11 protein-coding genes are annotated in these 22,832 nt (G+C 64.9%); 7 read left to right on the top strand and 4 right to left on the bottom strand.

Annotation, left to right across the window (positions count from 1 at the left end; translation table 11 throughout):
- Positions 1-101 precede the first annotated feature (101 nt).
- The 7 genes from ABD808_RS37145 (at position 102) to ABD808_RS37115 (ending at position 11,690) form a co-directional block, all read left to right on the top strand.
- Complete coding sequence (locus ABD808_RS37145) at positions 102-1,931, top strand: N-6 DNA methylase (protein WP_344907826.1); 1,830 nt, start codon at positions 102-104, stop codon at positions 1,929-1,931.
- Positions 1,928-3,142 carry a restriction endonuclease subunit S gene (locus tag ABD808_RS37140; RefSeq protein ID WP_344907823.1) on the top strand — a complete coding sequence of 405 codons (1,215 nt, stop codon included), beginning with the start codon at positions 1,928-1,930 and terminating at the stop codon, positions 3,140-3,142. The genes ABD808_RS37145 and ABD808_RS37140 overlap by 4 nt, the downstream gene beginning before the upstream one ends.
- Positions 3,139-6,075, top strand: coding sequence for a type I restriction endonuclease subunit R (locus ABD808_RS37135; RefSeq protein WP_344907820.1), 2,937 nt, complete (start codon positions 3,139-3,141; stop codon positions 6,073-6,075). The genes ABD808_RS37140 and ABD808_RS37135 overlap by 4 nt, the downstream gene beginning before the upstream one ends.
- Positions 6,075-6,428 (top strand): M48 metallopeptidase family protein, encoded by a 354-nt coding sequence (locus ABD808_RS37130; protein ID WP_344907817.1) that lies wholly within the window; start codon positions 6,075-6,077, stop codon positions 6,426-6,428. Before ABD808_RS37135 ends, ABD808_RS37130 begins: the two co-directional genes overlap by 1 nt.
- Positions 6,429-7,761: 1,333 nt before the next feature.
- A complete protein-coding gene (locus tag ABD808_RS37125) occupies positions 7,762-8,157 on the top strand; it encodes a hypothetical protein (protein WP_344907814.1) in 396 nt (131 codons plus the stop codon).
- A gap of 96 nt (positions 8,158-8,253) precedes the next feature.
- Positions 8,254-9,705: an ATP-binding protein gene (locus ABD808_RS37120; RefSeq protein WP_344907812.1), complete on the top strand. Its 1,452-nt coding sequence runs from the start codon at positions 8,254-8,256 to the stop codon at positions 9,703-9,705.
- The gene (locus tag ABD808_RS37115; RefSeq protein WP_344907809.1) at positions 9,702-11,690 is read left to right on the top strand and encodes a Druantia anti-phage system protein DruA; all 1,989 of its coding nucleotides are present in this window, start codon (positions 9,702-9,704) and stop codon (positions 11,688-11,690) included. Before ABD808_RS37120 ends, ABD808_RS37115 begins: the two co-directional genes overlap by 4 nt.
- A 4-nt stretch (positions 11,691-11,694) precedes the next feature.
- Here ABD808_RS37115 and ABD808_RS37110 read toward each other — a convergent pair whose 3' ends face one another.
- The 4 genes from ABD808_RS37110 to ABD808_RS37095 are packed head-to-tail and all read right to left on the bottom strand — an operon-like array spanning position 11,695 to position 22,415.
- A complete protein-coding gene (locus ABD808_RS37110) occupies positions 11,695-12,924 on the bottom strand; it encodes a PD-(D/E)XK nuclease family protein (protein WP_344907806.1) in 1,230 nt (409 codons plus the stop codon).
- Positions 12,912-18,485: a DEAD/DEAH box helicase gene (locus tag ABD808_RS37105; RefSeq protein WP_344907803.1), complete on the bottom strand. Its 5,574-nt coding sequence runs from the start codon at positions 18,483-18,485 to the stop codon at positions 12,912-12,914. Before ABD808_RS37105 ends, ABD808_RS37110 begins: the two co-directional genes overlap by 13 nt.
- A complete protein-coding gene (locus ABD808_RS37100) occupies positions 18,475-19,563 on the bottom strand; it encodes a hypothetical protein (protein ID WP_344907800.1) in 1,089 nt (362 codons plus the stop codon). The genes ABD808_RS37105 and ABD808_RS37100 overlap by 11 nt, the downstream gene beginning before the upstream one ends.
- A complete protein-coding gene (locus ABD808_RS37095; RefSeq protein ID WP_344907795.1) occupies positions 19,563-22,415 on the bottom strand; it encodes a hypothetical protein in 2,853 nt (950 codons plus the stop codon). The genes ABD808_RS37100 and ABD808_RS37095 overlap by 1 nt, the downstream gene beginning before the upstream one ends.
- Positions 22,416-22,832 lie beyond the last annotated feature (417 nt).

Raw genomic sequence — 22,832 nt, 5'->3', positions numbered from 1 at the left:
GCCGGCCAGTCAGGAGCTGACCGCAGACGGCCTTCGCACTTCAGGAAGTAGTCCGCGTGCCACCCTTGACAGCACTTTGCAATATCGCAAAGATAGCAAAGATGACATCTGCAGTGGTCGTCCCGGACGTTCTTCGGACCATCAGGGCCAATCTAGGGCTCACTCAAACGGAACTCGCGGATCGGCTCGGTGTGTCGTTCGCGACTGTCAACCGCTGGGAGGGCGGTGACGGCAGCACCAAACCCCAGAAGGCTAAGTTGGCCCGCATCGTGGCGCTGGCCGAGGAGGCGGGCGTCGACTTTGCGGCCCCAGGCGCTGCTCCCCTTACGACGCCCGGACGGCGCAGGCGCTCGGCCAAGGCTGGCACCAAGACGACCAAGCCAATGGAGCAGATGCTTTGGGACGCCGCCTGCTCGATCCGCGGCGAGAAGGATGCCGCCAAGTTCAAGGACTACCTGCTGCCGCTGCTCTTCCTGAAGCGCCTCTCGGACGTCTTCGACGACGAGATCTCCCGGCTGGCCGACGAGTTTGGCGACCGTGAAGTGGCACTGGAGATAGCGGAAAAGGATAAGGAGCTGTTGCGCTTCTATCTTCCTTATGAGGGGCGCTGGGCTGTCATCTCAGGGCGCGAGTCGTACGACTGGCCGCTCGACGAGCGTAGTCGTTCGACCGCCCCGAAGGACATCGGGGAGCACCTGACCAAGGCAATCCGTGCCGTCGTCCGCTACAACCCGAGCCTCAGCGGGGTCATCGACGTCGTCGATTTCGCTGCTGAGCGCAACGGTGAGCGCGACATCAACCCGGCCAAGCTACGCGGGGTGATCGAGGCTTTCTCTGACCCGCGCTACCGGCTCGGCCTGGCTGATGTCCAGCCCGACTTCCTGGGACGCGCCTACGAGTACCTGCTGCGAAAGTTCGCTGAGGGCTCGGGGCAGTCGGCCGGCGAATTTTTCACGCCGACCGAAGTCGGCTTCCTAATGGCGCGCATCCTGCGTCCGCGTCCGGGCGAGACCTGCCACGACTACGCCTGCGGCTCCGGTGGCCTGCTGATCAAACTCCAGCTCATCGCCCGTCAGCTCGACCCGACGAGCAAGGTACCGCTCAAAATGTACGGTCAGGAGCTCCAGGCCGAGAGCTACGCCGTTGCACGGATGAACACGATCATTCACGACATGGACGTCGACCTGCAGCGAGGCGACACCATGATCAACCCGAAGTTTCGTGACCCGTCCGGTGGGCTCCAGCGCTACGACGTCGTGGTGGCCAACCCGATGTGGAACCAAACGTTCTCTCCGGACATCTTCGAGGACGACCCCTATGACCGATTTACCAAGGCCGGTGGCGCCACATCAGGCAAGGGCGACTGGGCATGGCTCCAGCACACGTTCTCCGTCCTCAACGACGGTGGACGGGCTGCGGTTGTCCTCGACACCGGTGCAATTACACGAGGCTCCGGCTCGAAGAACGGGGGCAAGGAGCGGAACATCCGGAAGTGGTTCGTCGACCACGACTTCATCGAGGGCATCATCCTGCTGCCTGAGAACCTGTTCTACAACACCATGGCCGCAGGAATCATCGTCGTCCTGAACAAGCGCAAGCCCGCAACGCGCAAGGGGAAGATCGTCCTACTCAATGCCAGCAAGCGATTCAAGAAGGGGCGCCCCAAGAACTATCTTGACGAGTCCAAGCTTCAGGAGTTGGCCGACCTATTCCGCTCCGAAACCCCCATCGACGGCGAGCTGAACATCATCACCATAGATGAAGCGCGCGGTTCCGACTACAACCTGAGCCCCAGTCGGTGGGTCGCCCAGGAAGATGACACGATCACAGCGGACGTGCCAACGCTTCTCGGCACGCTCCGCGAACTCTCCTCGCAACTACGCGCTGCAGATGAGCGGGTCCTGCAGCTTCTTGGAGGGCTGACGAAGTGAGTACCTGGCGAGACACGCTGCTCGGTGATGAGATCGAGTTGGCATATGGCAAAGCGCTCCCAGCCCATTCGCGTCGCCCTGGCAAGTACGGCGTGTATGGATCGAACGGGCTGGTTGGTGAACACGACGAGTCACTCATAGACGGCCCCGGAATCGTGGTTGGTCGCAAGGGTTCAGTGGGTGCGCTCGCGTTCGCGAGGGAGCCGTTCTGGCCCATCGACACGACGTACTACGTCGTCAACCAGGGCGACCAAAACTGGCGCTATCTCTACTACCTGCTGGGCAACTGCGGGCTCACCGGCCTCAACAGCCACAGCGCTGTTCCTGGTCTAAACCGCGAAGACGTGTACTCGATCGCAGTCCAGATGCCGCCCCGCGAAATCCAGGACGGGATCGCGCGAGTTCTTGACTGCGTGTCAGATGCCATCGAGTTGGAGCGTCTCGCGCTGCACAACGCACAGGACCTGCTCCGTGCTGCGGCCGATAAACTCTTTACCACCGGGCTACGCGATGAACCGGTCAAGGAGACGGCTCTTGGCTTGCTGCCTGAGAGTTGGTCGGTCGCTAAGTTCGCCGACGTGCGCGAGTGGCTCCAGTACGGAACATCGGTCCATTGCACCCTTGACGAGCTCCGCTATCCGGTGTTGCGGATACCGAACATCGAACCAGGGCGCGTCAACCCAGCTGAGCTGAAGTACGCGGACCTTTCAGAGCGCGACGCTGCCAGGTATCTCCTGAAGCCGGGAGACGTGTTGTTCATCCGAACCAACGGAGTGCTCGAACGCCTCGGCGCCTGCGCGATCTATCAGGAGGAGCCGGCCAATGCGCTTTTTGCCTCCTACTTGATCCGGGCTCGGCTGAGCGACCTTGCCGATCCGCGCTACGTGTCCTACTTCTACGGCTCGCCGGCAGGCACTGCGCTGGTCGCTGGCCGGGCGACGCCAGCCGCTGACGGCAAGTATAACCTGAACACTGGAACTATCGACGGTCTGCCGCTTCCGCTACCACCGAGCCGCGAAGAACAGGAGGAGATCGTCAGCGTCTGCGAAGCAATCGACCATAAGATCGATCTGCACCGCAAACGTCTCGGAGTGCTCGAGGAACTCCTAGCGGTAATGACTCGCCAGATGGTGTTTGCGGAGCTCAGTCTCGACGCCCTTGATTTGTCTGTTCTCCCTACGCCCGATGTGCCGCTGAAGGAGACTGTATGACCACGCTAAGGATCAGCGAGGCGCGCACGGCACAGTTCCCTATGATCGCCCATGTACACGGAGTCGGTTGGGAGATCGTCGAGCCGGTCGATGCCGAGGTGCTCCGGCGCGGAAGCGAGAACCAGCTATTCACGTCGGTGCTGGAGGACAAGCTTCGGGAGTTCAATCCGTGGTTGACGTCAGACCAGGCTCGCTCGATCGTGGAGACCATCGAGGCGCTTCCCGCCACCATCGAGGGTAACTGGGAAGTCCTGCGCTGGATGCGCGGCGAGCACAAGCGGTACGACGAGAACGAGAAGCTCAGCCGTTCGGTCCAGCTCATCGACTTCGAGCACCCGGACAACAACACGCTCCAGGTCTCCTGGGAATGGAAGGTCGAGCCGGTTGCCCGCAAGGGGAACCGGGCGGACGTCATCTTCGTGGTCAACGGCCTGCCGACGGCCATCGTTGAACACAAGAACCCGACCTCGGGTGACGCCCTGACTCGCGGTATCACGCAGTTGCGCCGCTACGAGCGGGAGACACCCGAGTTGCTCGCTCAGACTCAACTCTACAGTGTTACACACATGCTGGGCTACTGGTACGGCGTCACCTGGAACGTCTCGCGCCGCTTCATCTTCAAGTGGAAGTACGCCGAGGATGAAAGTTACAAGAGCGCCGTCGAGGCATTTTTCGAGCCGCACGCGTTCCTGCGCACCCTAAAGGACTGGATCCTTTTCTATGTCGAGGACTCCGAGACCCGGAAGTCGGTTCTGCGTGAGCACCAGCGCAAAGCGGTCGACAAGATCGTGGCCCGCTGCGCTGACCCGACCAAGAATCGTGGTCTGATCTGGCACACCCAGGGTTCGGGCAAGACCTTCACACTGCTGACGGCCGCTCGCCAGATTCTAGAGGACAAGGCTCGCTTCGCCAACGCGACGGTCATTCTGATCGTCGACCGCAACGAGTTGGAGGGACAACTTAAGGGCTGGGTGGAGCGGCTGCTCGGCGAGATGCAGGCAAGCGACATCGCCGTGCGCCGGGCCGACAGCAAGGCCGACCTGCAGGACATCTTCGACTCCGACTTTCGTGGCCTCGTCGTCTCGATGATCCACAAGTTCGAGGAGATCAAGGCCAATTCCTCGAAGCGGAACAACATATACGTCTTCATCGACGAAGCGCACCGCTCGGTCGCTGCTGACCTCGGCACCTACCTCATGGCCGCCGTCCCGAACGCCACGATCATCGGCTTCACGGGTACACCGGTTGGTGACAGTAAGGCGGGCTCAGGATCGTTTAAGATCTTCGGCCGCGACGACGAGGACGGCTTCCTCGACAAGTACTCAATCATCGAGTCGATCGAGGACGAGACGACCCTGCCGATCCGCTACAAGCTCGCGCCGAGCAGCATGCGCCTGCCGGCCGAGGATCTCGAAGAGCAGTTCTACGCTATGGCCGGCGAGGAGGACGTCACCGACATCGACGAGTTGAACAACGTGCTGGAGCGGGCGGTAAACCTCCGGGCGTTCCTCGGTGCGGACGACCGCGTTGACCAAGTCGCACAGTTCGTCGCTGGCCACTTCAAAGGTAACGTCCTGCCACTCGGCTACAAGGCGTTCGTGGTCGCCGTCGACCGCGAGACGTGCGCGAAGTACAAGGTAGCGCTTGACCGTTACCTGCCGCCGGAATGGTCGGAGGTCGTCTACTCAAAGAACGTCAATGACATCGTCGACCGTCCGGCCGTCGCCGAGCTCCAGATCTCCGGGACGCGCGAAGAAGAGGTTCGCAAGCTGTTCAAGAAGGCGGACCAGGAACCCAAAATCCTCATCGTCACCGACAAGCTTCTGACCGGGTACGACGCTCCGGTGCTCTACGCGATGTACCTCGACAAGCCGATGCGCAATCACGTCCTGCTCCAGTCGCTGGCGCGGGTCAACCGGCCTTACATCGACACCGATAACGTCAGCAAGAAGGTCGGTCTGGTTGTCGACTTTGTCAGCGTTCTGGAGGACATGAAGAAGGCGCTGACGTTTGATGCCGACGTTATCAAGGGCGCCCTTGAGGATCTCGACATCCTCATGATCGACCTGCACCAGAAGATTACGGTAGCCGCTGACGAGTACCTGCAAGTCGACGGGAGTCAGGCTCCGGATGCCCAGCTTGAGGCAGCGGTTTTCGGTCGGTTCATCGACCCGGCCGCCCGCAAGATCTTCTACGACGCCTACAAGGATATCGAGGCTTTGTGGGAGATTCTGTCGCCCGACCCAGGTCTGCGCGACTACATCCAGACCTACAAGGACCTGTCTAAACTGTACGCTGCGGTGCGCGCCAACTACACCGACTCAGGCAGCTTCCTCGGCGACCTGGAGCACAAGACCCGTAAGCTCATCCAGGACAGCTCCACCCAGGAGGGGCTAGGCCGCTTCTCCAAGGTCGTCGACTTCGACGTCGAGACGCTGGAGCAACTCAAGAGCGAAGAAGGTCCGGACGAGGGCAAAGTCTACAACCTGCTCCGTGGCCTGCGAAAGGAAATGGAAGAGGACCCGGCCGGCGCCGTGGTGCTGCAGAGCATCAAGGAGCGCGCTGACCAAGTCATGCAGAACCTCGAGGACCGGAAGATCAACGGCATCGCTGCCATGATCGAGTTGGAGACACTCGCCGAGGAGAAAGCTGAGGCGAAGAAGATGGCCAAGAAGAGCGGGCTAACCGCTCTCGGCTTCGCCATCTACTGGGTAATCGCTCAGGACAACGGCGTTAAGAAGTCGTCCCTCGACGCCATGGCGGCCTCGCGGGAGATCGAGACGGAGCTCGGCAAGTTCCCGAGCTGGCGCGAGAATGCCGACGAGAAGCGTCGCCTGCGAGCTGGCCTGTACAAACCGCTGCTTGCCATCGAGAAGGAAGAGCGTGCCGCCGTCATCGAGCGGATTATACAGGTGCTGGAGCAGGCGAGCTGATGGGGACCAAGTCGTCGCTCTACCCCGAGCAGCAGCTTCGCCGGCGAGCCATGGGTTGGGCCCTCAAGCTCAAGGTCAACCCGGAGCAGGTCCAGATTAAGCGGCTACCTGGCAAGTGGGGCTCGTGCACACCCGATGGCATCGTGACACTGACCGATGATCTCGCTACGGAGGGTGAGGATTTTCAGGACTACGTAATCGTCCACGAGCTCCTGCACCTTAGGTACCGTGACCACGGCAAGCAGTTCAAAGCTATGATGACTGCTCTGGTGCCGAACTGGCGTGAACTTGAAAAGCGGAGCAAGCACGCGACGGAGAACGCCGGGCGAAGGTTGCGCAAGGCGGATGGCTGATCAATTCCGCGCTTGGTTCGAACCGACGCAGCAAAGTCTATGCCGTGTTTGGAACTCCGTAGACACTCAGTGTATTGCGCCCGATAAGGTCGGGCCCGTAGGCGAGTTGTTCATGCGGGCCAGGCTCTTCTTACAGGATAGGCGTTTAGTTCCCAACGGCGATACGGCAGACATTTCCGATGCGGACGCCAAGGGGCATCAACAATTGGGCACGATCACCCAGCGGCACGGCTCACGCGGTTAGGGGATTGGGAAGTGGGACGGGATTGTTAGTTGGCAGCGGTGGGTGGTGGGGTTGTGGGTGCAGCCATGCGCATGGTTCCCCGTAGGGGGTACATCACAGAAGGGTGCGCCACGCTCCCACGTGGCCCCAGGTGGCCAACTGCTGATCACGGGGTTGTTTAAGCTGGGTTCCTGACAGGAATCAATGGGTCGCGGCTACGAGGGCAGGACTCTGCGCTCAGGAGGCGACAAAAGCTGCCTACATCGGTCCTGAGTTGCGCAAATACTCCGTCCCGCCTTGATCAGAGGGGAACACGATCGCCGGCGCTTACCCGCGCCAGCAACGGCGCCATGCCCGTCCTGTTACTGGACGGTTTCGACGAGTTACTTCAGGCCACAGGGGTGGGGCAAACCGACTATCTGGAACAGATCGCGCGGTTCCAGGAGCGTGAGGCCGACCAGGGACGACCAGTCGCGGTGATCGTCACCAGCCGAACGGCGGTGGCGGACCGCGCGCACATCCCCCGTAGCGGTGCGGTTGCATTGCGGCTAGAGCCCTTCGACGAGGCCCAGGTCGACCGCTGGCTGACTGTCTGGAACGCTGTCAACACCCCGCATCTCGCCGCGCGCGGCCTGCGTCCCCTGGTCTCGTCCTCGGCCAGGGCGACAATGGCATCCAGGACAACGGGCATGGCAGACTGCACAAGCAACGAGGCTCCGATAATCGGTTTTGCTGTGAGAATCGCCGTTCTACGGGGGTCTTGTTGCATGTCACGCCGCCGCTACACCGTCCGTGATCAACCCGGAACCTCACGGGTCACTCTCAACCCATCGCAACATGTGAGAACTCTCCAGGTCCTGAGGCCGGGGGTCCGAGGACCGTGCCGACGACGACAATCCCGCGAGCTTCGTCGTGTTCATCTCCGCCCTCCGACGCCCGGGCCACGGGCGCTGCCCCCTCCCATCCCCCAGAAGGAAGAGACGACTGTGCCTCATCGTCGGCCGCTCACTTCGCAGACCGCGCAGATCACCACCGCCTCCAGCGAGACCAGACCCCCAGGACGGCAGATCGCGCACCCGCCTGAAGCAGCCGGAGGCTCCGTGCGCGAAGATGTTCATCATGGCGGCGGTTCAGACTTCCGAAGAGATCCAAGCCATCCTGTCGCGCCTTGAGGGCGAGGAGATCACTACCCTGCAGGTACTGGGGATCAACTCACTGAAGTCGCTGTCGCCCATGCCTGACGCGTTGGCGGGCGAAAAAATCGAGTCCGCGCACGTCTCGGATCGGATGTTCACCGTCACCACAGCCGACCATCAGGCGATCTTCGACCTGCAGCGCACCGGGAAACTTGTGTGGCTGCCGAAGGCCGAGCCATACGTTATGACCGCTGGCTCGTCGCGTCCGACCGTGCGACTCGTGCTCGCTGGTGGGCAAGGCCTCGACCTCACGGAGCCGGCCAAGACCAAGCGCATCACCGTGACCCTCTCAACCTCAACCCGGGCGTGAGGCAATGTGACGGCACGAAGTGGTGGTTGGTGTGCGCCCGGCCCTCGGAGGAGCTACTCTGAACCCAGAGAGTTTCGCCCTGAGGTCCGGAGGATTATGAGCCGTCAAGCCAACCGAGTCGACGATCTTCTGGTCACCTCGAACTTCATCCGCGCCGTCCGCGAATCCGGGTACCTCAGCATCTCGGCGGCCTTGGCCGAACTGGTCGACAACTCCCTGCAGGCGTCGGCCACGGAAGTGGCCATCACTATCAGCCGCGCCACGGCGGATGCTCTCCCCGAGATCGTGGTCGAGGACAACGGCGTCGGGATGTCGAAGGCGGAACTGGCGCTTTGCTTGCGCTTCGGCGGTTCATCGCGCTTCGATGCCCGTCACTCGTTCGGTCGCTTTGGCATGGGGCTGCCTGCCGCCAGCCTCAGTCAGGCGCGGCGCGTCGAGGTCACCGCGTGGCGGAACAACGGTCTGGAGCACACCGTGTCGCTCGACGTCGATGCCATCGTGGAGGGAGCAGATCCAGCACTGGTCGCCCGCCGTGGATCGCGAAGCACGAGTACCTCCGGATGCCGTGTCCGCTGGATGCAATGCGACCGGATCGAGTACCGCCGGCTAGCGTGGCTGGAGCGCTCCCTGCACCGCGACCTGGGGCGCGCGTACCGGCGTTTCCTCACCGCCGGGCTCACCATGACGATCAACGGGACGCCGGTCGAGGCGATCGACCCGACGCTGCTCACGACGGAGGTCCAAGGCGCGACAGCGCGGCTCGCTTTCGATGAGCTTGCCTACGAGTTGGAGACCACCGACGGCGACACGTCGGTCGTCACGGTGCGGTTCGCCATGTTGCCCGTGCAGCGCTGGCATCACCTCGACAACATGACCAAGCGCCGCATGGGCATCGTCGGAGGAGGCGGCGTCTCGATCCTGCGTGCCGGCCGGGAGATCGCCAGCGGCTGGCACCTCATGGGCGGCAAGCGCAAGGAGAACTACGACGACTGGTGGCGCTGTGAGATCGAGTTCCAGCCCGCGCTCGATGAGCACTTCGGCATCACGATCAACAAGCAAGGCATCCGTCCCTCTGCCACGCTCCGCGACGCCCTTGAGTACGACCTGGAGTCAATCGCCCGCCTCCTCCACGCCCGGGTGCGTCAGGCCTTCGAAGACGTGAAGTTCCAAGCCGCAGCCGAGGCCTCGTGCCGGATCGCGGCAGCCGCCGACCCCGATTTGCCCGTGATCGCTTCACGCGGACGGAGCGGTGCGATCCAGTATCGCCTGGGGTCGGATGCCCTCCCGATGGACGCCATGTTCGAGTCCAAGCTGGCGCAGCGGACACTCGACCTGACGCTCAATGCCGACCACCCGGCCTTCGCTGCCCTCTACCAGCCGCTCCAGTCCATCGAGGGCGAAGCGGCAGCCGAACTCCGCACCTCGATCGAACTGTTCCTGCTGTCCTTCGCGCGGAGCGCTGTGCAGTTGGAACGGGCCGGACGTCCGTTGAACGATCTTGTCCAGGCATGGAGCAGCACCTACGGGCGAATGCTGCAGAAGTCATGACCAGCAAAGACGATGCCAAGTACGTCCCGCTCTCGCTCCAGGCCGGTGCGACCGGCGCTGAGCGGAAGGGCTTCCTGCGCCTGTGCCGCCTGCTGGCCCACGCACGGTTCGACCCCGACATGCCGCTCGACCACGCCTTCTGGATCAGAGCCGCGGAGCTCAACGACCTCTACAACAAGCCGCGCCTCGCGGCCGCTGCCCACACCGTCATCGACCTCGTTGACCAGGGATGGACGGTGACGGTCGACCGACACGGCCCGCTGTTGAGCCCGCCGCAGACGCACACCGACCGCGAGACGGAGAAGGCACGTATCCGCAGGCAGGAGCACCTGCGCCGCGACGCCCAACTGCGCCAGCCGAGCGTCCGGCGCTTCATCCAGAGCATGGAGCGCAGTCACCAGCACGGTAGTCGGCTGGTGTCCATCTTCAACCTGATGCGCGACGGCCACGAACTTGCCGATGCCCTCGCCTCCGCTCCCGAGGCGAGTGACGTCATCCAGCCCTACGTGCAGATCGTGGACACGTCCAGCACCTGCGAACTGACCGGCTTCAAGCTGCACGACATCTGGCGCTACTTCCGACACACCTGGTCGAACGCCTACTCAACCGTGCCGGGCCGGTCTATGCCCATCCTGATCCGCGACGCTGCCACCGTGCACCATGCCGTGATAGGGCTTGCCGCCATCTCAAGCCCTGTGGTCCAGATCGCCGAGCGCGACAATTGGATGCAGTGGGACACCAAGCGGTTCGTGGCGACGGTCGAGGCCGAGCCCACCGACAAGGTCGCTCGCTGGCTGGCACGACGCATCAAGACGCAGCGCTGCGAGATCTACGTCGATGACCTGCTTCGAGACGGCGTGCTGCAACCGAACGATTTGAAGGAACCTACGCCGGACGTAGTCGCCCGGCTCCGCGCTGATGCCGAGCGTCACCGGGCAAAGCATCATCGGGGCGGCACCATCCGCGAGGTCCGCAACATCGAGACCGACGCCTGGATCGAACGCGCGGAGACGCATTTGTTCCGATCGAAGCGGTCGACGCTGCTGGCGGAAACGCTGGAAATCCAAGGGCTGCTCGGCTCCTACCTGGGCCCCATGCCGACTGCCGCTGAACTCCGCAAAGCGCTGGCAGACCCGAAGGCCAAGACGCAGATCGGCCGGGTCGCACGGCGCGCTCGGGGTGAACGGGTCGGCACTGTTATCGCCGACTTGACGGTCTGCGGGGCCATCGCGCCCTACAACGCACTTGCGGCAGGCAAGCTGGTCGGCGGGCTGGCGGTGTCGCCCACGGTTCTCGCTGCCTATCGTGCCAAGTACTCACGTCCCAGCGAGATCGCCTCGGCCATGGCGGGGCGCCCGATCACCCGCGAGGCCCGGCTGGCCTTCGTTGGCACCACCTCCCTCTATGGCACCGGCTCAAGCCAATACAACCGGCTGTTCTGGCCGGCATCAGCGATGGGCGGGCCGGGTGACGCGCGCATGGGCTTCCATGAGCTTGGGCGCTCGAGGTCGTTCGGCACGTCGCATTTCTCGGACGCGACGGTCGATGCCTTGGTCCGGCTGTCCGAGCACAGCGGCGGCCTGGTCCGCGTGAACAGCCTGTTCGGCGAGGGCGTCAGCCCCCGCCTGCGCAAGGTGCGCCTCGGCCTGGCTACTCTCGGCTGGCCCACCAACGAACTCCTGAAGCACGGCCGGGAGCGCATCCTGTACGGGGTTCCGTTGGTCGAGAATGTCCGCGACTACTCGCTCGGCATCGACCAGGAACCGGTCTACCTCCTCGATCCCGAACCCCATGATGCCGGGGCGGCGGTCGCCGAGTGGTGGCAAACACGGTGGGCTCGGAAGCGTGCAGCCCAAGAGCATGTGCAAGAGGCCATGCGCCAGCACCGCTTGGTACGGCCAGTTCGTCACGGAGCGCGTGTCCCGGCGCCGGGCGACGACGAGTTGCTGCCGGTCGGTTCATCGCGTTCTGCCAACGAGGGATGACTGGCTAGTCGGTCAGTTCCAGCACCTCCGAGACGCTTGCGAGCACGGCAATGAGCGCTTCTTCTTCGTCAGTGTCGACTGTGCGCCTGGCACCGAGAATCCGAACGTCACGCCCCGGCGGCAAGGAGAAGGATGGCGTCGGTGTGCGCACCAGGACGTCGACCCCCGTGTGCGCCTCACGCAGCACCCAACTCTTGACGCCGTGCTCCTGCACGACGGTTCCGGCCAGGTCGTACCAGGCACCATCGGCGACGTCGGCGGTCGGCGTGACACCGGTGGCCCAGTAGGGGGCGCAGAGTCCTCGAACGCTGCAGCCGCCGCAGTGCTCGCCGAGCACGGCGGCGGGCGCATCCGCCGCAATGGCGGTGTCAGCGGCCTTGATCCTTGCGGCGACCGCTTCGCTGAGGCGGGCACGCTCGTCCGCAGTTGGCACCGCGACCAGGACTTCGTGGGTGGGATAGGCGGCAATCAGCGACGTGACGGCCAGTCTGTCCGGGTTGGCAGCGCCGTCGGCGTCCCAGAGCAGCGCGTAGAAACGCAATTGGTCGTGGTGCGCCGGGTCCTCCGCTCCGGTCTTGAAATCGGTGATCGCGACACCGTCCGCGTCGACGCTGAGGAGGTCGATGCGGCCCTTGAGCCGGAGCGACTCAGCAATGAGTTCCTTCTCCGGGTGGTCGCCCGGCCGCACAGGGTAGCGCACCGCAGGCTCGCTGGGCGCCGGCGGCCGGGCCCGAGCCGGCGCGCTTGGGGTGCGGAGTTCCAAGCGGCTGAGGTACGTCTGAATCTGCTCGCGCGCTTCTGGCACCCAGTCGGTGAGCGACCGTGCGAGTTGTTCGCGGCGGTCGCTGCTCAGGCGGGGGTTCCCATCGAAGCGGGCCAGTTGTATCGCCAACACGTCCTCTGCGACCTTGGTGTAGCCGCCGAGTTCTCGGAGAACAGCGACGGCTTCAGCTGAACGGGTGGACGAGCATCCGGCCTTCACCAGCGCCTCCACGATGATCTCCAGCGCGCCATGTACGACATCGCCGCGGATCGCCGCCGGGATTGGCAGGCGGGGATAACCGTGCTGCTCCCATAGGTCCGGGTAGTCGGCCTGAGACAAGGAATACCGAATCGGGCACGTCTCGACATCTTTGAGTGACGAATAGCTCCACATCGTCGGAGCCGGTGGAAGGACGGCCTTCCCGGAAGCCACGCCAGTCTCGAAGATCCGCAGCTCGCTCAGATCAGCCATCGCAGCACCTGTTGGCTCGCCACGGGCAGATTGCGCATCACCACCATGTCGTCGACCGGGTAGACCGGCACGCCGCCGAGTTCCTTGGCGTCCCACAGTTCCTGGGTCGGCGGCTGGTCTCGAGTCAGCGGGCTCTGGATGTAGAAGATGCGGTCACGTCCCCTTCCTCTTGCCAGGAGCGGCGCCGTGATCGTGCCCAGGCCGTCGACCGCGACCGGCTCGTTCTTGAGGAACTCGATGCCGTCGATGTCTCGGCTGCTGAGGTCGGCTAGGAGCTTGTCGATCGACTGGTCGACGCGCACGTCGTCCAGCGTCGGCACCGTGCCGTCGAGAACGTACTTGAGCAACGCCGCGCCGACCTTGCGGTCCAGCAGGCCGTGTTCGAAGCGGTTGCGGAAGCTGCGCAGACACCGGTAGCACGAGGCGTCGCAGTCGGCCGGGCAGTCCTCCAGCCGCTCCAACGCCATCTCGAAGATTGAGAGCCCGTGACCATGCACCCGGCGGGTGAAGCCCGCGCCGCCGGCCAACGTGTCGTACAAGTAGATCTCCGCTTCAAGGCCGCGGTTCCCCGCTGGGGTCAGCGCGGGACGGTACTCAGCCTGGAGTTCGCTGGCATCGACATCGAGTTCGCCGGTCGCCGCGATGGTCAGCGCCTCGGCGATGGTCCGCAGGGCCACCTGGGTCGACAGTAGTTCTGGCTGGAGTGTGATCGGCTTCTCGACCTTCAAGCGCACCAACAGTACGTCGGAGATGAAGTCGGTGCCGAGCACCAGGCCGCGTGTGGAGGCCGACCCTTGACAGTCAGGCTCCCGCTCATCCGGATAGGGCTTCGGGTGGGTTCCCGACACAATGCCCGTGGCGCCCTTCGTCGGCTCGATCAGGCCGCAGCGGGTGCAGTACGTATAGCCTTCGCCGCGCGGTCCCGTGTTGGTGACCAGCAGCGTGTCCCGGCGGTAAGTCTGCTCCAACCGGTCGGTGACGTGGTCCCACGCCTTTTCTTCCTCAGGCCCTTCGGCCACCAGCTTGGCGCGCGTCGCGTAGCTCTTGGCGGGCGCATCGTCAGGACTCGTGCCCGGGTCGTCGTTGGCGCGGTGAGCGAAGCCCGGCGGACGCATCCAGTTCATGGCCTTGCCGAACTTCCCGACCGCACCGCACGCCGGGCAGTCCCGCTCCTCGCCGCGTTCTGCCTGGTCGTACGGGAAGTGCTTAGCGTAGTGGCAGACCTGGCATTCGAAGTAGAGCCACTTGTCACGCCACGCCTGAAAGCGATCCTTGTGCACCGGTGCGTAGATCGCGCCTGACGTCCACTCCTTGTTGTCGATCCACACGACCTTGCCAGGGGCGTACTGGCTGAGCGCGATCGGCAGCCCTTGGCTGGGTGCGTAGCGGAACTCGGTGTGGAAGGGCTCCGACTTGTCGCGGTCGAAGACGTGGAAGGCCACCACGTCGGTCGGGAAGGCGTAGCGTGGCAGAACGCCCTTGTAGAGAAGGCGGTCGAGCAGGTTGGTCTGACTGCGCATCTCGCTGGGCAGCTCAGCGCCGTCCTCTCCCGAATTACCCTCCTCGACTTCCTCGTCTTCGGGCGCGGCGTCACCCTCCCCGGGCTCCGGCAGTGTGCCGTCCGGCTCGATGTTGAGCGCCGAGTCGATCTCGCTCAGGGTGCGCGTCACCAGCCCATCGAGGACGCTGGTGCGTGCTTCCGAGGTCAGTTCCGAAGGCAGCCAAGCGTCGATGTCGCTTCGGAGCGTCGCCTCGTGCTCGTTCAGCCATTCTTCGAAGTCGGCGCGGTTCAGCGGAGAGGTCGTTCCGACGAAGCCGCGCACCATGCCGAGCACCTCGAACAGCTGGGGCTGGTCCTCCGGTTCGATCTGCGGCAGCCGGTCCTGGTTGTAGCGCTGCAGCAGATAGGCGATGACATGGCGGCGCGCGATCTCATCGTTGTCCAGCGTCAGGATCGGGTCGTCGACCTCGCCGCGAATCATGAGGTCCGGATTGCGGAAGTAATGATCGTCGTGCGTGTCGGCGCTGCCGAATGCCACCACGGTGGCGACGGCGTTGCCGCGACGACCGGCGCGACCGGCCCGCTGCTGGTAATTGGCGCGCGAGGGGGGCATGTTGCGCAGCGCCACGCCGGACAGGCTGCCGATGTCGATGCCGACCTCCATCGTGGTGGTGCACGACAAGACGTCGATGGCGGCGCGCTCCTGCTCGCCTGGACGTGGCGCCCCAACGTTGACATCCTGGAACAGGAGTTCGTACTCCTCGGCGCGAGAGAAGACCGCGTCGGACTGGGCAGCGTTGAGCTGCGCGGTGTGCTCGGCCGCGATGATGCTCATGATCGGCTTGTCGGGAGTCTTGAGGGCGCGCTCCGCGCTCTCCCGGTAGTAGCCCTTGCGGGCCTGGAAGACCTCGTCCGTCTCGGGGTCGAGCGTGCGCACCCGGTCGGCGTCGCAGCCGACGCACTTGGTCGACCCGGGGAACGGGCGCTGCGTAAAGCGGCAGCGCTCGCAATAGCCCCACAGGCCGCCGACGTCCAAGGCAACGTTGCCTGCCAGGAGCCGGTACTTGCCGCCCTGCAGCTCACAGAACCTCGGCAAGAGGGTGGGAAGCCACGAGGCCTTGAAAACCTTCTTTGCCGCCGGGGTGCTGAGCCAACGTTCGACTGTCCGGAACTTGCCGGAGTGCGGCTTGACGCCCCCCTTCTGCTTCCACCACTCCTGCGTCATCGAGGGGAACCAGATGCCGCGTGCCGGGGTCGACCACTGGGTCAACCAGAGCCGGAGGAGCGCCAGGCGTTCTTCGTCGGTGGTCGCCACGCCGGGAATGGCGGGCAGTTGGTCCAGCAGTTCGGCGGTCATGCTGGCCTTCTCCCGCAGAGAGGCCAGTCCAAGGGACGTCAGGCCGTAGTACTTGTCCGTCAGCGTCGCATACATGGCGCGCAGTAGCGACTGGGGCGGCTGGGCCGTGAGCATCAGGAGTTCCATCATGGCGCTGACGTCGCCTGTCAGCGCGCCTTTGTCGATGGCCTTGCCGACATCGCGCAAGACGTGGAGCGACTCCGCCTGGCGCAATTCAGGGCGCAACCGCACCTTGAGTTGCTTGGCACCCACCATCACGGCCAGATAGAGCCGTTCCAGGCTGAGCTGCGCGGCGACGCCGGGCGGGGCGGCAAGGTCCGTCCATCCCTTGAGGATCAGGGGTCGGATCACGTCCTGCATCGAGTAGGCCTGCAAGTTGGGCGCCAGCCGGGCGGCGACCTGCCGCGAGTCGGAGAACGCCAGCACCTTACGGCCGCGCAGGGGCGCGAAGCCCGAGTACGGCGCGCTCGGCGGCTGCACCTCGATCTGGCGCGTCACCAGGGCCTGGAACGGCTGGTCGCCCTTCGTCAGGTGGTCCTGCACCGACGATCGGCCGTACCCGGCCAGTTGGCCGCAGACGCCACATGGCTTGAACTCGCCGTTGGCTTCAGCCTGGTCGTCGCTGTCGTCATCATCGTCGTCGCTGGTAACGATCTCACCGCTGCGAAGCTTCGGCAGGAAGACGACGCGGCTGCGCGTCGGCGGATGTTCGGTCCTCAGACGGCCAGTTACGAGGTCGATCTCGGCTACCTCCACCTGCCCTGCCGAGGGTTCCTCGAGCAGGAGGTCGAGCGGGAGCAGTTCAGGAATGGAGCCAGCGGTTGTCTGGAACGCGCCGCCGGGCTCATGCCACAGGAAGTCGGGTTCCTGGAGGTTGTCGGTGTAGGCCCGCGCGTAGGCTGAGCCGCAGTGGCGGCAGGTGTAGAACTCGAAGACCCGGGCGCCGCAGTCGCAGGTCGCCTGCGGCTGGGCGTACAACTTGCCGATGGGGCCGTGCCCTGCTGGGAGGGTGTTCCAGTCCACTGCCACGCACTCCGGGTCAAGGCAAGCCCACAGGCCCGGCAACCCGCGGAAGAAGGCGTGGACGCGGCACGGCAGCAGACCCGCCTCATCGGGCGTCCGGCGGGCGGCACTTCCGAGCGCCACCAGTGTCGTGACTGCCTTGTCGGCGAGGGATGCATCGACCCCCGGGAAGATGGCCACGCCGAGTTCGCTGGCCGGTTGGGCCTTCTGCATCGTCTCGTTGACGAGCAGGTTCATAGGCCCGTACGACCCCAGCGCCTCATCGAGAAGCACCCCGATGCCACGGCCATGATCTGTGACGCCACGTTCAGTCAGGAGATTGGACACGGCAGCCGCGCGCTCCGTGTCCTTCTCGCCCGCGTAGAAATCCTCCAACGGCACGGCCGCCAGCAGCGAGGCGTCGTCTGCCGACCCGACCGCCGCGCCGTCCCGCAGCGCCCACTGGCTGGTGACCGTGCGGAAGTCGTTGGGGTCCTTGCCAGTGAGCTGGGCGGCGAAGCCACGGGCGTACTCGGGCGTCGTGAAGCTGGCGCTGGTGGTGATGACCTGGAGCCGTTCGGGCGGAATCCCCAGCCGGGCACGCAAGCGCCGCAGCAGCAGCGCCACCTCGGCACCTGCCGCGCCCCGATAGAGGTGAGCCTCGTCGACCACCAGGAAGAACTTCTCCTCGGGGTTGTCGGCCAGCCACTGGCGGGTGTGATCGAAGACCGGCCGCTCCAAGGGCCGCATCAGCATGTACTCCAACATCGAGTAGTTGGTGATGAGCACGTCGGGCGGCGCGCTGAGCACTTCGTGGCGCGTCAGTAGTTCCGGGTCATCGGGCTGGGTGACGGCACGAACGAACGCTCCAGTCGTGGAATCCTGCCAACGGGAGCCGTGCGGCCCGAACCATGCTTTGAGATCAGGCTTGGCCGGCCACTTGCCGCGCTGCTCCAGCTTCTCCTTGAGCGCCTTAGCCTGGGCATGGCCGGGTGAGGAAGGATCTGCCGCCTGGTCGATGAGAAGGATGTAGAAGTCCTCGATGGAGCTGAGCCGCCGCTGGTCCTTGTCCTTCGTACGCACGCCCGGATACAGCGTGCGACTGGTGTAGCGCGCGAAGCGGGCCGGACGGCCCGCCCAGGCATGGAACTGCGCAGTCACGCGCGGATCGCCGAGCAGCATCCGGAGGCGGGCCAACTGGTCGTTCACCAGCGCGTTCATCGGATAGAGGATCAGAGCGCGCACGGCGGGCGCTGCGAAGGAGTCCGGGCGGTGCGCCGCCTCGGCGGCGAGCTTGGCGAGCATCGGCAGGAGGAAGGACTCCGTCTTACCGGAACCCGTACCGGTCGTGATCGCCAGGCTCTTGCCGTCGCGCGAGGTCCATTCGAGCGCCTCGGCCTGATGTGTGTACGGCGGGTCGTAGAGCAGCCGGTCGAGGTCACCCATCTTCTGAGTGAGTAGTCCGAAGAGCGGCTGCACCTGCGGGTCGAGGTCAAGCTCGGCGAAGCGCCGGTTCGTCCGGTAGCGCGGAGTGCTCTCGATGTAGGGCGCCTTGAACAGCACGCCCTCAGTCGTGAGGAGTTGCCGCCGCTGCTCGATAACCGCCGGATGGCCGACGTGATACGTCGCCTCAATGTAGTCGCACAGGGCGGCCTGAATCTCAGCGATCGTCTCGGCGATCGTGGGCGCTTCACTCGCCACCGCTGTCCTCCTGGTAGGTCATCCAAAGCATGTCAGTCAGGAACGTCGTGGTGTCCTCCACAGCCTCAGCGGGCAGCCGGAACGAGAACAACGCTCCCGGGGTCTTGCCGAGGGCCAGACCGGCGAACCGCACATAGCGCTCCGCGAAACCAGGCAACGGCGAGAAGAAGGCGAGAATCACATCGTCACTCGGACTACGGCCATGCCGAAGGCGGAACTGCTGCGGCGCACCGCGCGACGCATCGACCGCCGCTTGGTAGCGCCAGGCCTCATCGCGTCCCGGGACGACCGGATCCTCTACGGGGAACTCCATGAGCCTGATCGCTGCACCCGCCTTGAAGCGCACGAGGCACCACAGGTCGGCTCCGTACGCCTGGGGCCAGCGAGCGACAAAGTCCCCCGTGTCCGTCGCGGCGGGCGACCGCCAACGTCCGCGGTAGTACCGCACCCTCGTGGCGGGATCGAGCAGTTGGAGTCCTCCGAGTTCGCCAGCCTCCGCCGCGACGTTCAGCCTGGCGCGGTGACGCTCGATGAGATCCGCCGGAGCCTCGACGCTCGGGCTGGACAACCAGCGGTTTTTTGGTACCCGTTGAAGCCCCCGCGAGCGGAGTTCGCTCTCGGCTTCGGCGGGGTCCATCCTCAGAGTGCGGGTGTGCCCCTCGTACTCGATCGCGTCCGCGAGTTCGGCGCCGATCACGGGCGCGCCGAAGGGACGAACCCCAATGAGCAGATAGGTGCCAGGGACACGTTCGATGAAGGACGGGGGCCCCAGATAGAGCAAGCGGGTCGAACGCCCGCTCTCGTGACGCAGTTCGAGCAGATCGCCCAAGGCCACCAGTTGGTCGAGCAGGTCGACCAGATCGTTGCGTGCCAGATCTTCACCGTGGAGCGGGCGGAGGGCTCCGAGCACCGCGTCGACCAGCCTGCTCGGGCTGGTCGGGCACATGAACGATGCCGCCCGGCGCAGGGAGGCGGCCAGGCCCTCGGCGGACGTCAGTCCGATGGCGTCGGCTTCCAGTCCCAGGGTCTCGACCGCCAGTCGCGACGTGTCGTCGACGGTCAGCTTGGTGGGTCTCATCAGAAGCTCCGCTCCACGCCATCGGCGTCGTTGAGGGCACGCCTGCCAAGTACGGCGAACCGAGCCGCTCGGTACAGTACGGGCGACTTCAACACCTGCTCTAGGACGAAGGCGGCCTCGCTCGGCTCCCACTCGGTGATGTAGCCGCGCCACCCGGCAAGCATCAGGAGGAAGTGCGGCGTGGAGGGCTTGCCCGAAATACCGTGAGCGGCGAGGTGCGGTGTGATGACCTCATGGAACCCGAGCAGCAGGTCCTCGGGCTTGAGCCACTTGTAGAGGCTGTAGGCGATGGTCGAGGCGAGCGCCTTGTGCTCGGTTGAGATGCCGACCGCGTCCTGCATACCCTCCAGGTGATCAGCGGCGTCCTGCGCACCGGCCACCTTCCGCTCGATGGCAGCCCAGTAGCTGCCGCCGATAAGGGTGCCGATGGCGCGGGCGATGGCGTCCCCCACGATCTGCTGCTCGTACGCGGCGAAGGCGTCAGCGGGGAGTTCGGCCGTGATCCACCGCTGGTGCCCTTCAGCGAGCCGCATCACTTCGCTCGACGAGTGCGCGCCCGAGGAGACGACCGGCTGCGCGGGTGGCATGCGCAGCACCGCGTTGGGATTGGTCGGCAAGATGGCGGCAGCGACCGCATCACCTGCCCGCGCGATGGCCAGTCCGCCGCGCGGGGGCACATCGAACGGTTCGGCTGGGTCCTTCTGGATGGCTGTCAGCGGCGCTTCGATGTCATAGAAGTCGAGACTAGTATTCCCGCTGTCCGTCCGATCGACCAGTGTCGCCACAACCGCGCCGTCATGTGTCCTTGCGAAACGCAAACGAAGCGGACGAAACCCCCTTTCGCAGGTGAATGTCGCAAATCCCACCCCATCGCGTGCCACTGTCAAGACACAGGACTCAGCGTCGTCGTAGGCATTGGCGAAGCGCTGATCCGTACGGATGGACTTAGCCACCGCCCGCCAGTCACCTTCCTCCAGCGGCAGCCGCACAGAGCGTCGGAGTTCGGCCAGCGGTTCCGTCTGGCCGCCCCGTAGGGTCACTCTCAGGACGGCCTCGGTGCCAGGTGGCCCGTCGATGGTGACCACCGCCCGGTCGTCCCATAGTTCGGCCAACGTCGGGCGCGTGGGCGTGGCGAGCGCGCGGATGCCCTCTCCGATCGCGGCACCCTCAGGACGCACCTGCGGGTCGCGGATCGTGACAACCAATGAGCCTGCTGCGAGTTGGCGATCACCGCCACCGAGCAGCTTCACGCCCAGTTCGTGGGTGCCGACCGGCAGGCCCTCAAGCGTGAACAGCAGTTCAGGCTCACCGGGCGACCACTCCAGAAAGTAGACCGCACCGGCGATCACGACGCGGGCGCGGTTAGGCAGAAGGTCGGAACGAATGCCGAGCATGGCCGGCTCGCCCGCCAGCCACTCGGCCTCACCCTCGCCGTCCCAAGCGCTGGCCACGATGCCAACCGGCCGGATCGCAACGTGCGAGACCACTGTGAGTCCGGCTGCCTGAAGCGCAGCCTTCTCGTTCTCGCTTAGCTGGGGTGGCACCAGGAATCGGTAAGCCTTGACGCCGCCCGCCTTGATGACCACCTGGCCACACCACGGCACTGCCGGAGCACTCAGCGTGTCCACGCCAACGAGGACGTACTCGTGCCCTGGCCGGACGAACTTGCCCTTGACCTCGATCGCAAGGCCGGTGCCCTGGCGGCGGAACAGCCACCATGGTCCCTTCGTGATGACGCACTGGGTCGCCAGGATGCGGTTGGTTTCCTCGTCGCCACGGTCAAGTTGCAAGAAGGGCTGGTCGGGTTGGGGCCAGCGCGCGAACTGCACCTCCTGTCCCGGGTAGAGCAGGCCGCTCGGCGGGATGGGGCGGGTGGCGCCGCTGACCGTCGCGCGTGACACCCGAAGTTGGCTGTAGGCCGCTTCCATCCCGGCGCCGAGCACCGTGAGGTCAGGTAGTTTGGCGTGGGCGTTCCAGCCGCCGTCGTACCGGAGGAACAGACGGGGGTCGGTGGCGCGGGGCAGGTACTTAGACGCCGGCTGGGCCGCGCCCGCGGTTCCTGTCGGCTGGAAGCCACGCACGCGGCTGGCGGAAGCACGGGCGGACTTCAGCCAGTGGTGTGCCTGCTGCTCCTTGGAGAGCCCGTCCACGATGCGAGCCAACGTGGCGGCCGACAAGTACGGCGTGGGCTCATTCTCTCCCGAGAGCAGCGCGACGGCGAGTTGGCCGACGAGCGCCGTGTTCTCACAGAAGATGCGGAAGCGCTCGGTGTAGTTCGACGCTCGGCGGGCCAACCGGATACCGAGCGTCTCGGGATCATCGAGCAGTTCGGAGGTGAGAGCGCCGCGGAACTCGAACAAGAGCTGGGCCAGGTACCGCTGCAGGTAGGTGGGCAGCACGGCATGGGTGATCGGCCAAGCGATGATCCTGAAGTGGTTCGCCCAGGCGCCCGTCGGGCGGGCGCCTCCGTAACGCTCGTGGAAGCGCACGAACCAGGCGCGGATGGTGGAGCGCTCCTGGCTCGTCCATCGAGGGGTCAGGGACGAGAAGGTGGTCCAGTACTCATCGCCGACGTAGCCGTAGCCCATCTCGGCGGCGTAGACCACGAACGGCAGCCAGGCTTCCCGGCAGCGCGCCAGGTAGCGGGACTTGATCGCCTCACGGACGGCGTCCTTGAGCAGTTCGAGGTCCTCAGGCGACAGGTCGTGCTCCAGCGCGAAAACCGGCGAACTGGGTTCGAGCTTCGCCCGGGCGTCGCGGAGGTCACCAAAGTGACTGTCGAGCGTCTCGTGGAAGTACTGCAGCGACTCGACCATGCTGCTCGATGGGGCATCTTCCATCGCGACGCTCACCCCTCCACTTCTCTCGACCCGGGCTGCCTAGCTATCAGTCTGGTGGAAGGCTCCGACAGATTCGTCCGTTTCGGCTGCTGATGCCTGCTGAAGGTTAAGAGCCCCGATCCAGGACGCGGTGGCGCGCGAGCGGGGCGGGTTCATGACGGACCGCGCCCTGTACGTGATGTCGTCCCCGCGCAGGCGGGGGTCCCTATGGGATTCGTCAAGCTGCTCGGGTGGTGGGTTTGCGTGTGGGTTGGTAGGGCTGCTTGTCGCGGAGCATGGCGTAGATGACGTCTGAGCGGCGGCGGGCCAGGCAGATGAGGGCGGCGTTGTGTTTCTTGCCTTTTGTGGTTTCGTTCGCGACTTCCGGCTCTGGCTCACATCTCGTGAAAGTAACGATTCGATCTTGGGATGGTGGCCATCATCCGCACT

It is taken from the genome of Actinomadura meridiana, assembly GCF_039537545.1.
GTDB lineage: Bacteria > Actinomycetota > Actinomycetes > Streptosporangiales > Streptosporangiaceae > Spirillospora > Spirillospora meridiana.
Note: the sequence above shows the minus strand (reverse complement) of the source record. Positions and strands in the feature narration are given on the sequence as shown.

Bases quoted from the DNA above. Each gene is read 5' to 3' on its own strand.
- ABD808_RS37145 (WP_344907826.1), top strand. From the start codon at position 102: ATGACATCTGCAGTGGTCGTCCCGGACGTTCTTCGGACCATCAGGGCC.
- ABD808_RS37135 (WP_344907820.1), top strand. From the start codon at position 3,139: ATGACCACGCTAAGGATCAGCGAGGCGCGCACGGCACAGTTCCCTATG.
- ABD808_RS37130 (WP_344907817.1), top strand. From the start codon at position 6,075: ATGGGGACCAAGTCGTCGCTCTACCCCGAGCAGCAGCTTCGCCGGCGA.
- ABD808_RS37125 (WP_344907814.1), top strand. From the start codon at position 7,762: ATGTTCATCATGGCGGCGGTTCAGACTTCCGAAGAGATCCAAGCCATC.
- ABD808_RS37120 (WP_344907812.1), top strand. From the start codon at position 8,254: ATGAGCCGTCAAGCCAACCGAGTCGACGATCTTCTGGTCACCTCGAAC.
- ABD808_RS37115 (WP_344907809.1), top strand. From the start codon at position 9,702: ATGACCAGCAAAGACGATGCCAAGTACGTCCCGCTCTCGCTCCAGGCC.
- ABD808_RS37110 (WP_344907806.1), bottom strand. From the start codon at position 12,924: ATGGCTGATCTGAGCGAGCTGCGGATCTTCGAGACTGGCGTGGCTTCC.
- ABD808_RS37100 (WP_344907800.1), bottom strand. From the start codon at position 19,563: ATGAGACCCACCAAGCTGACCGTCGACGACACGTCGCGACTGGCGGTC.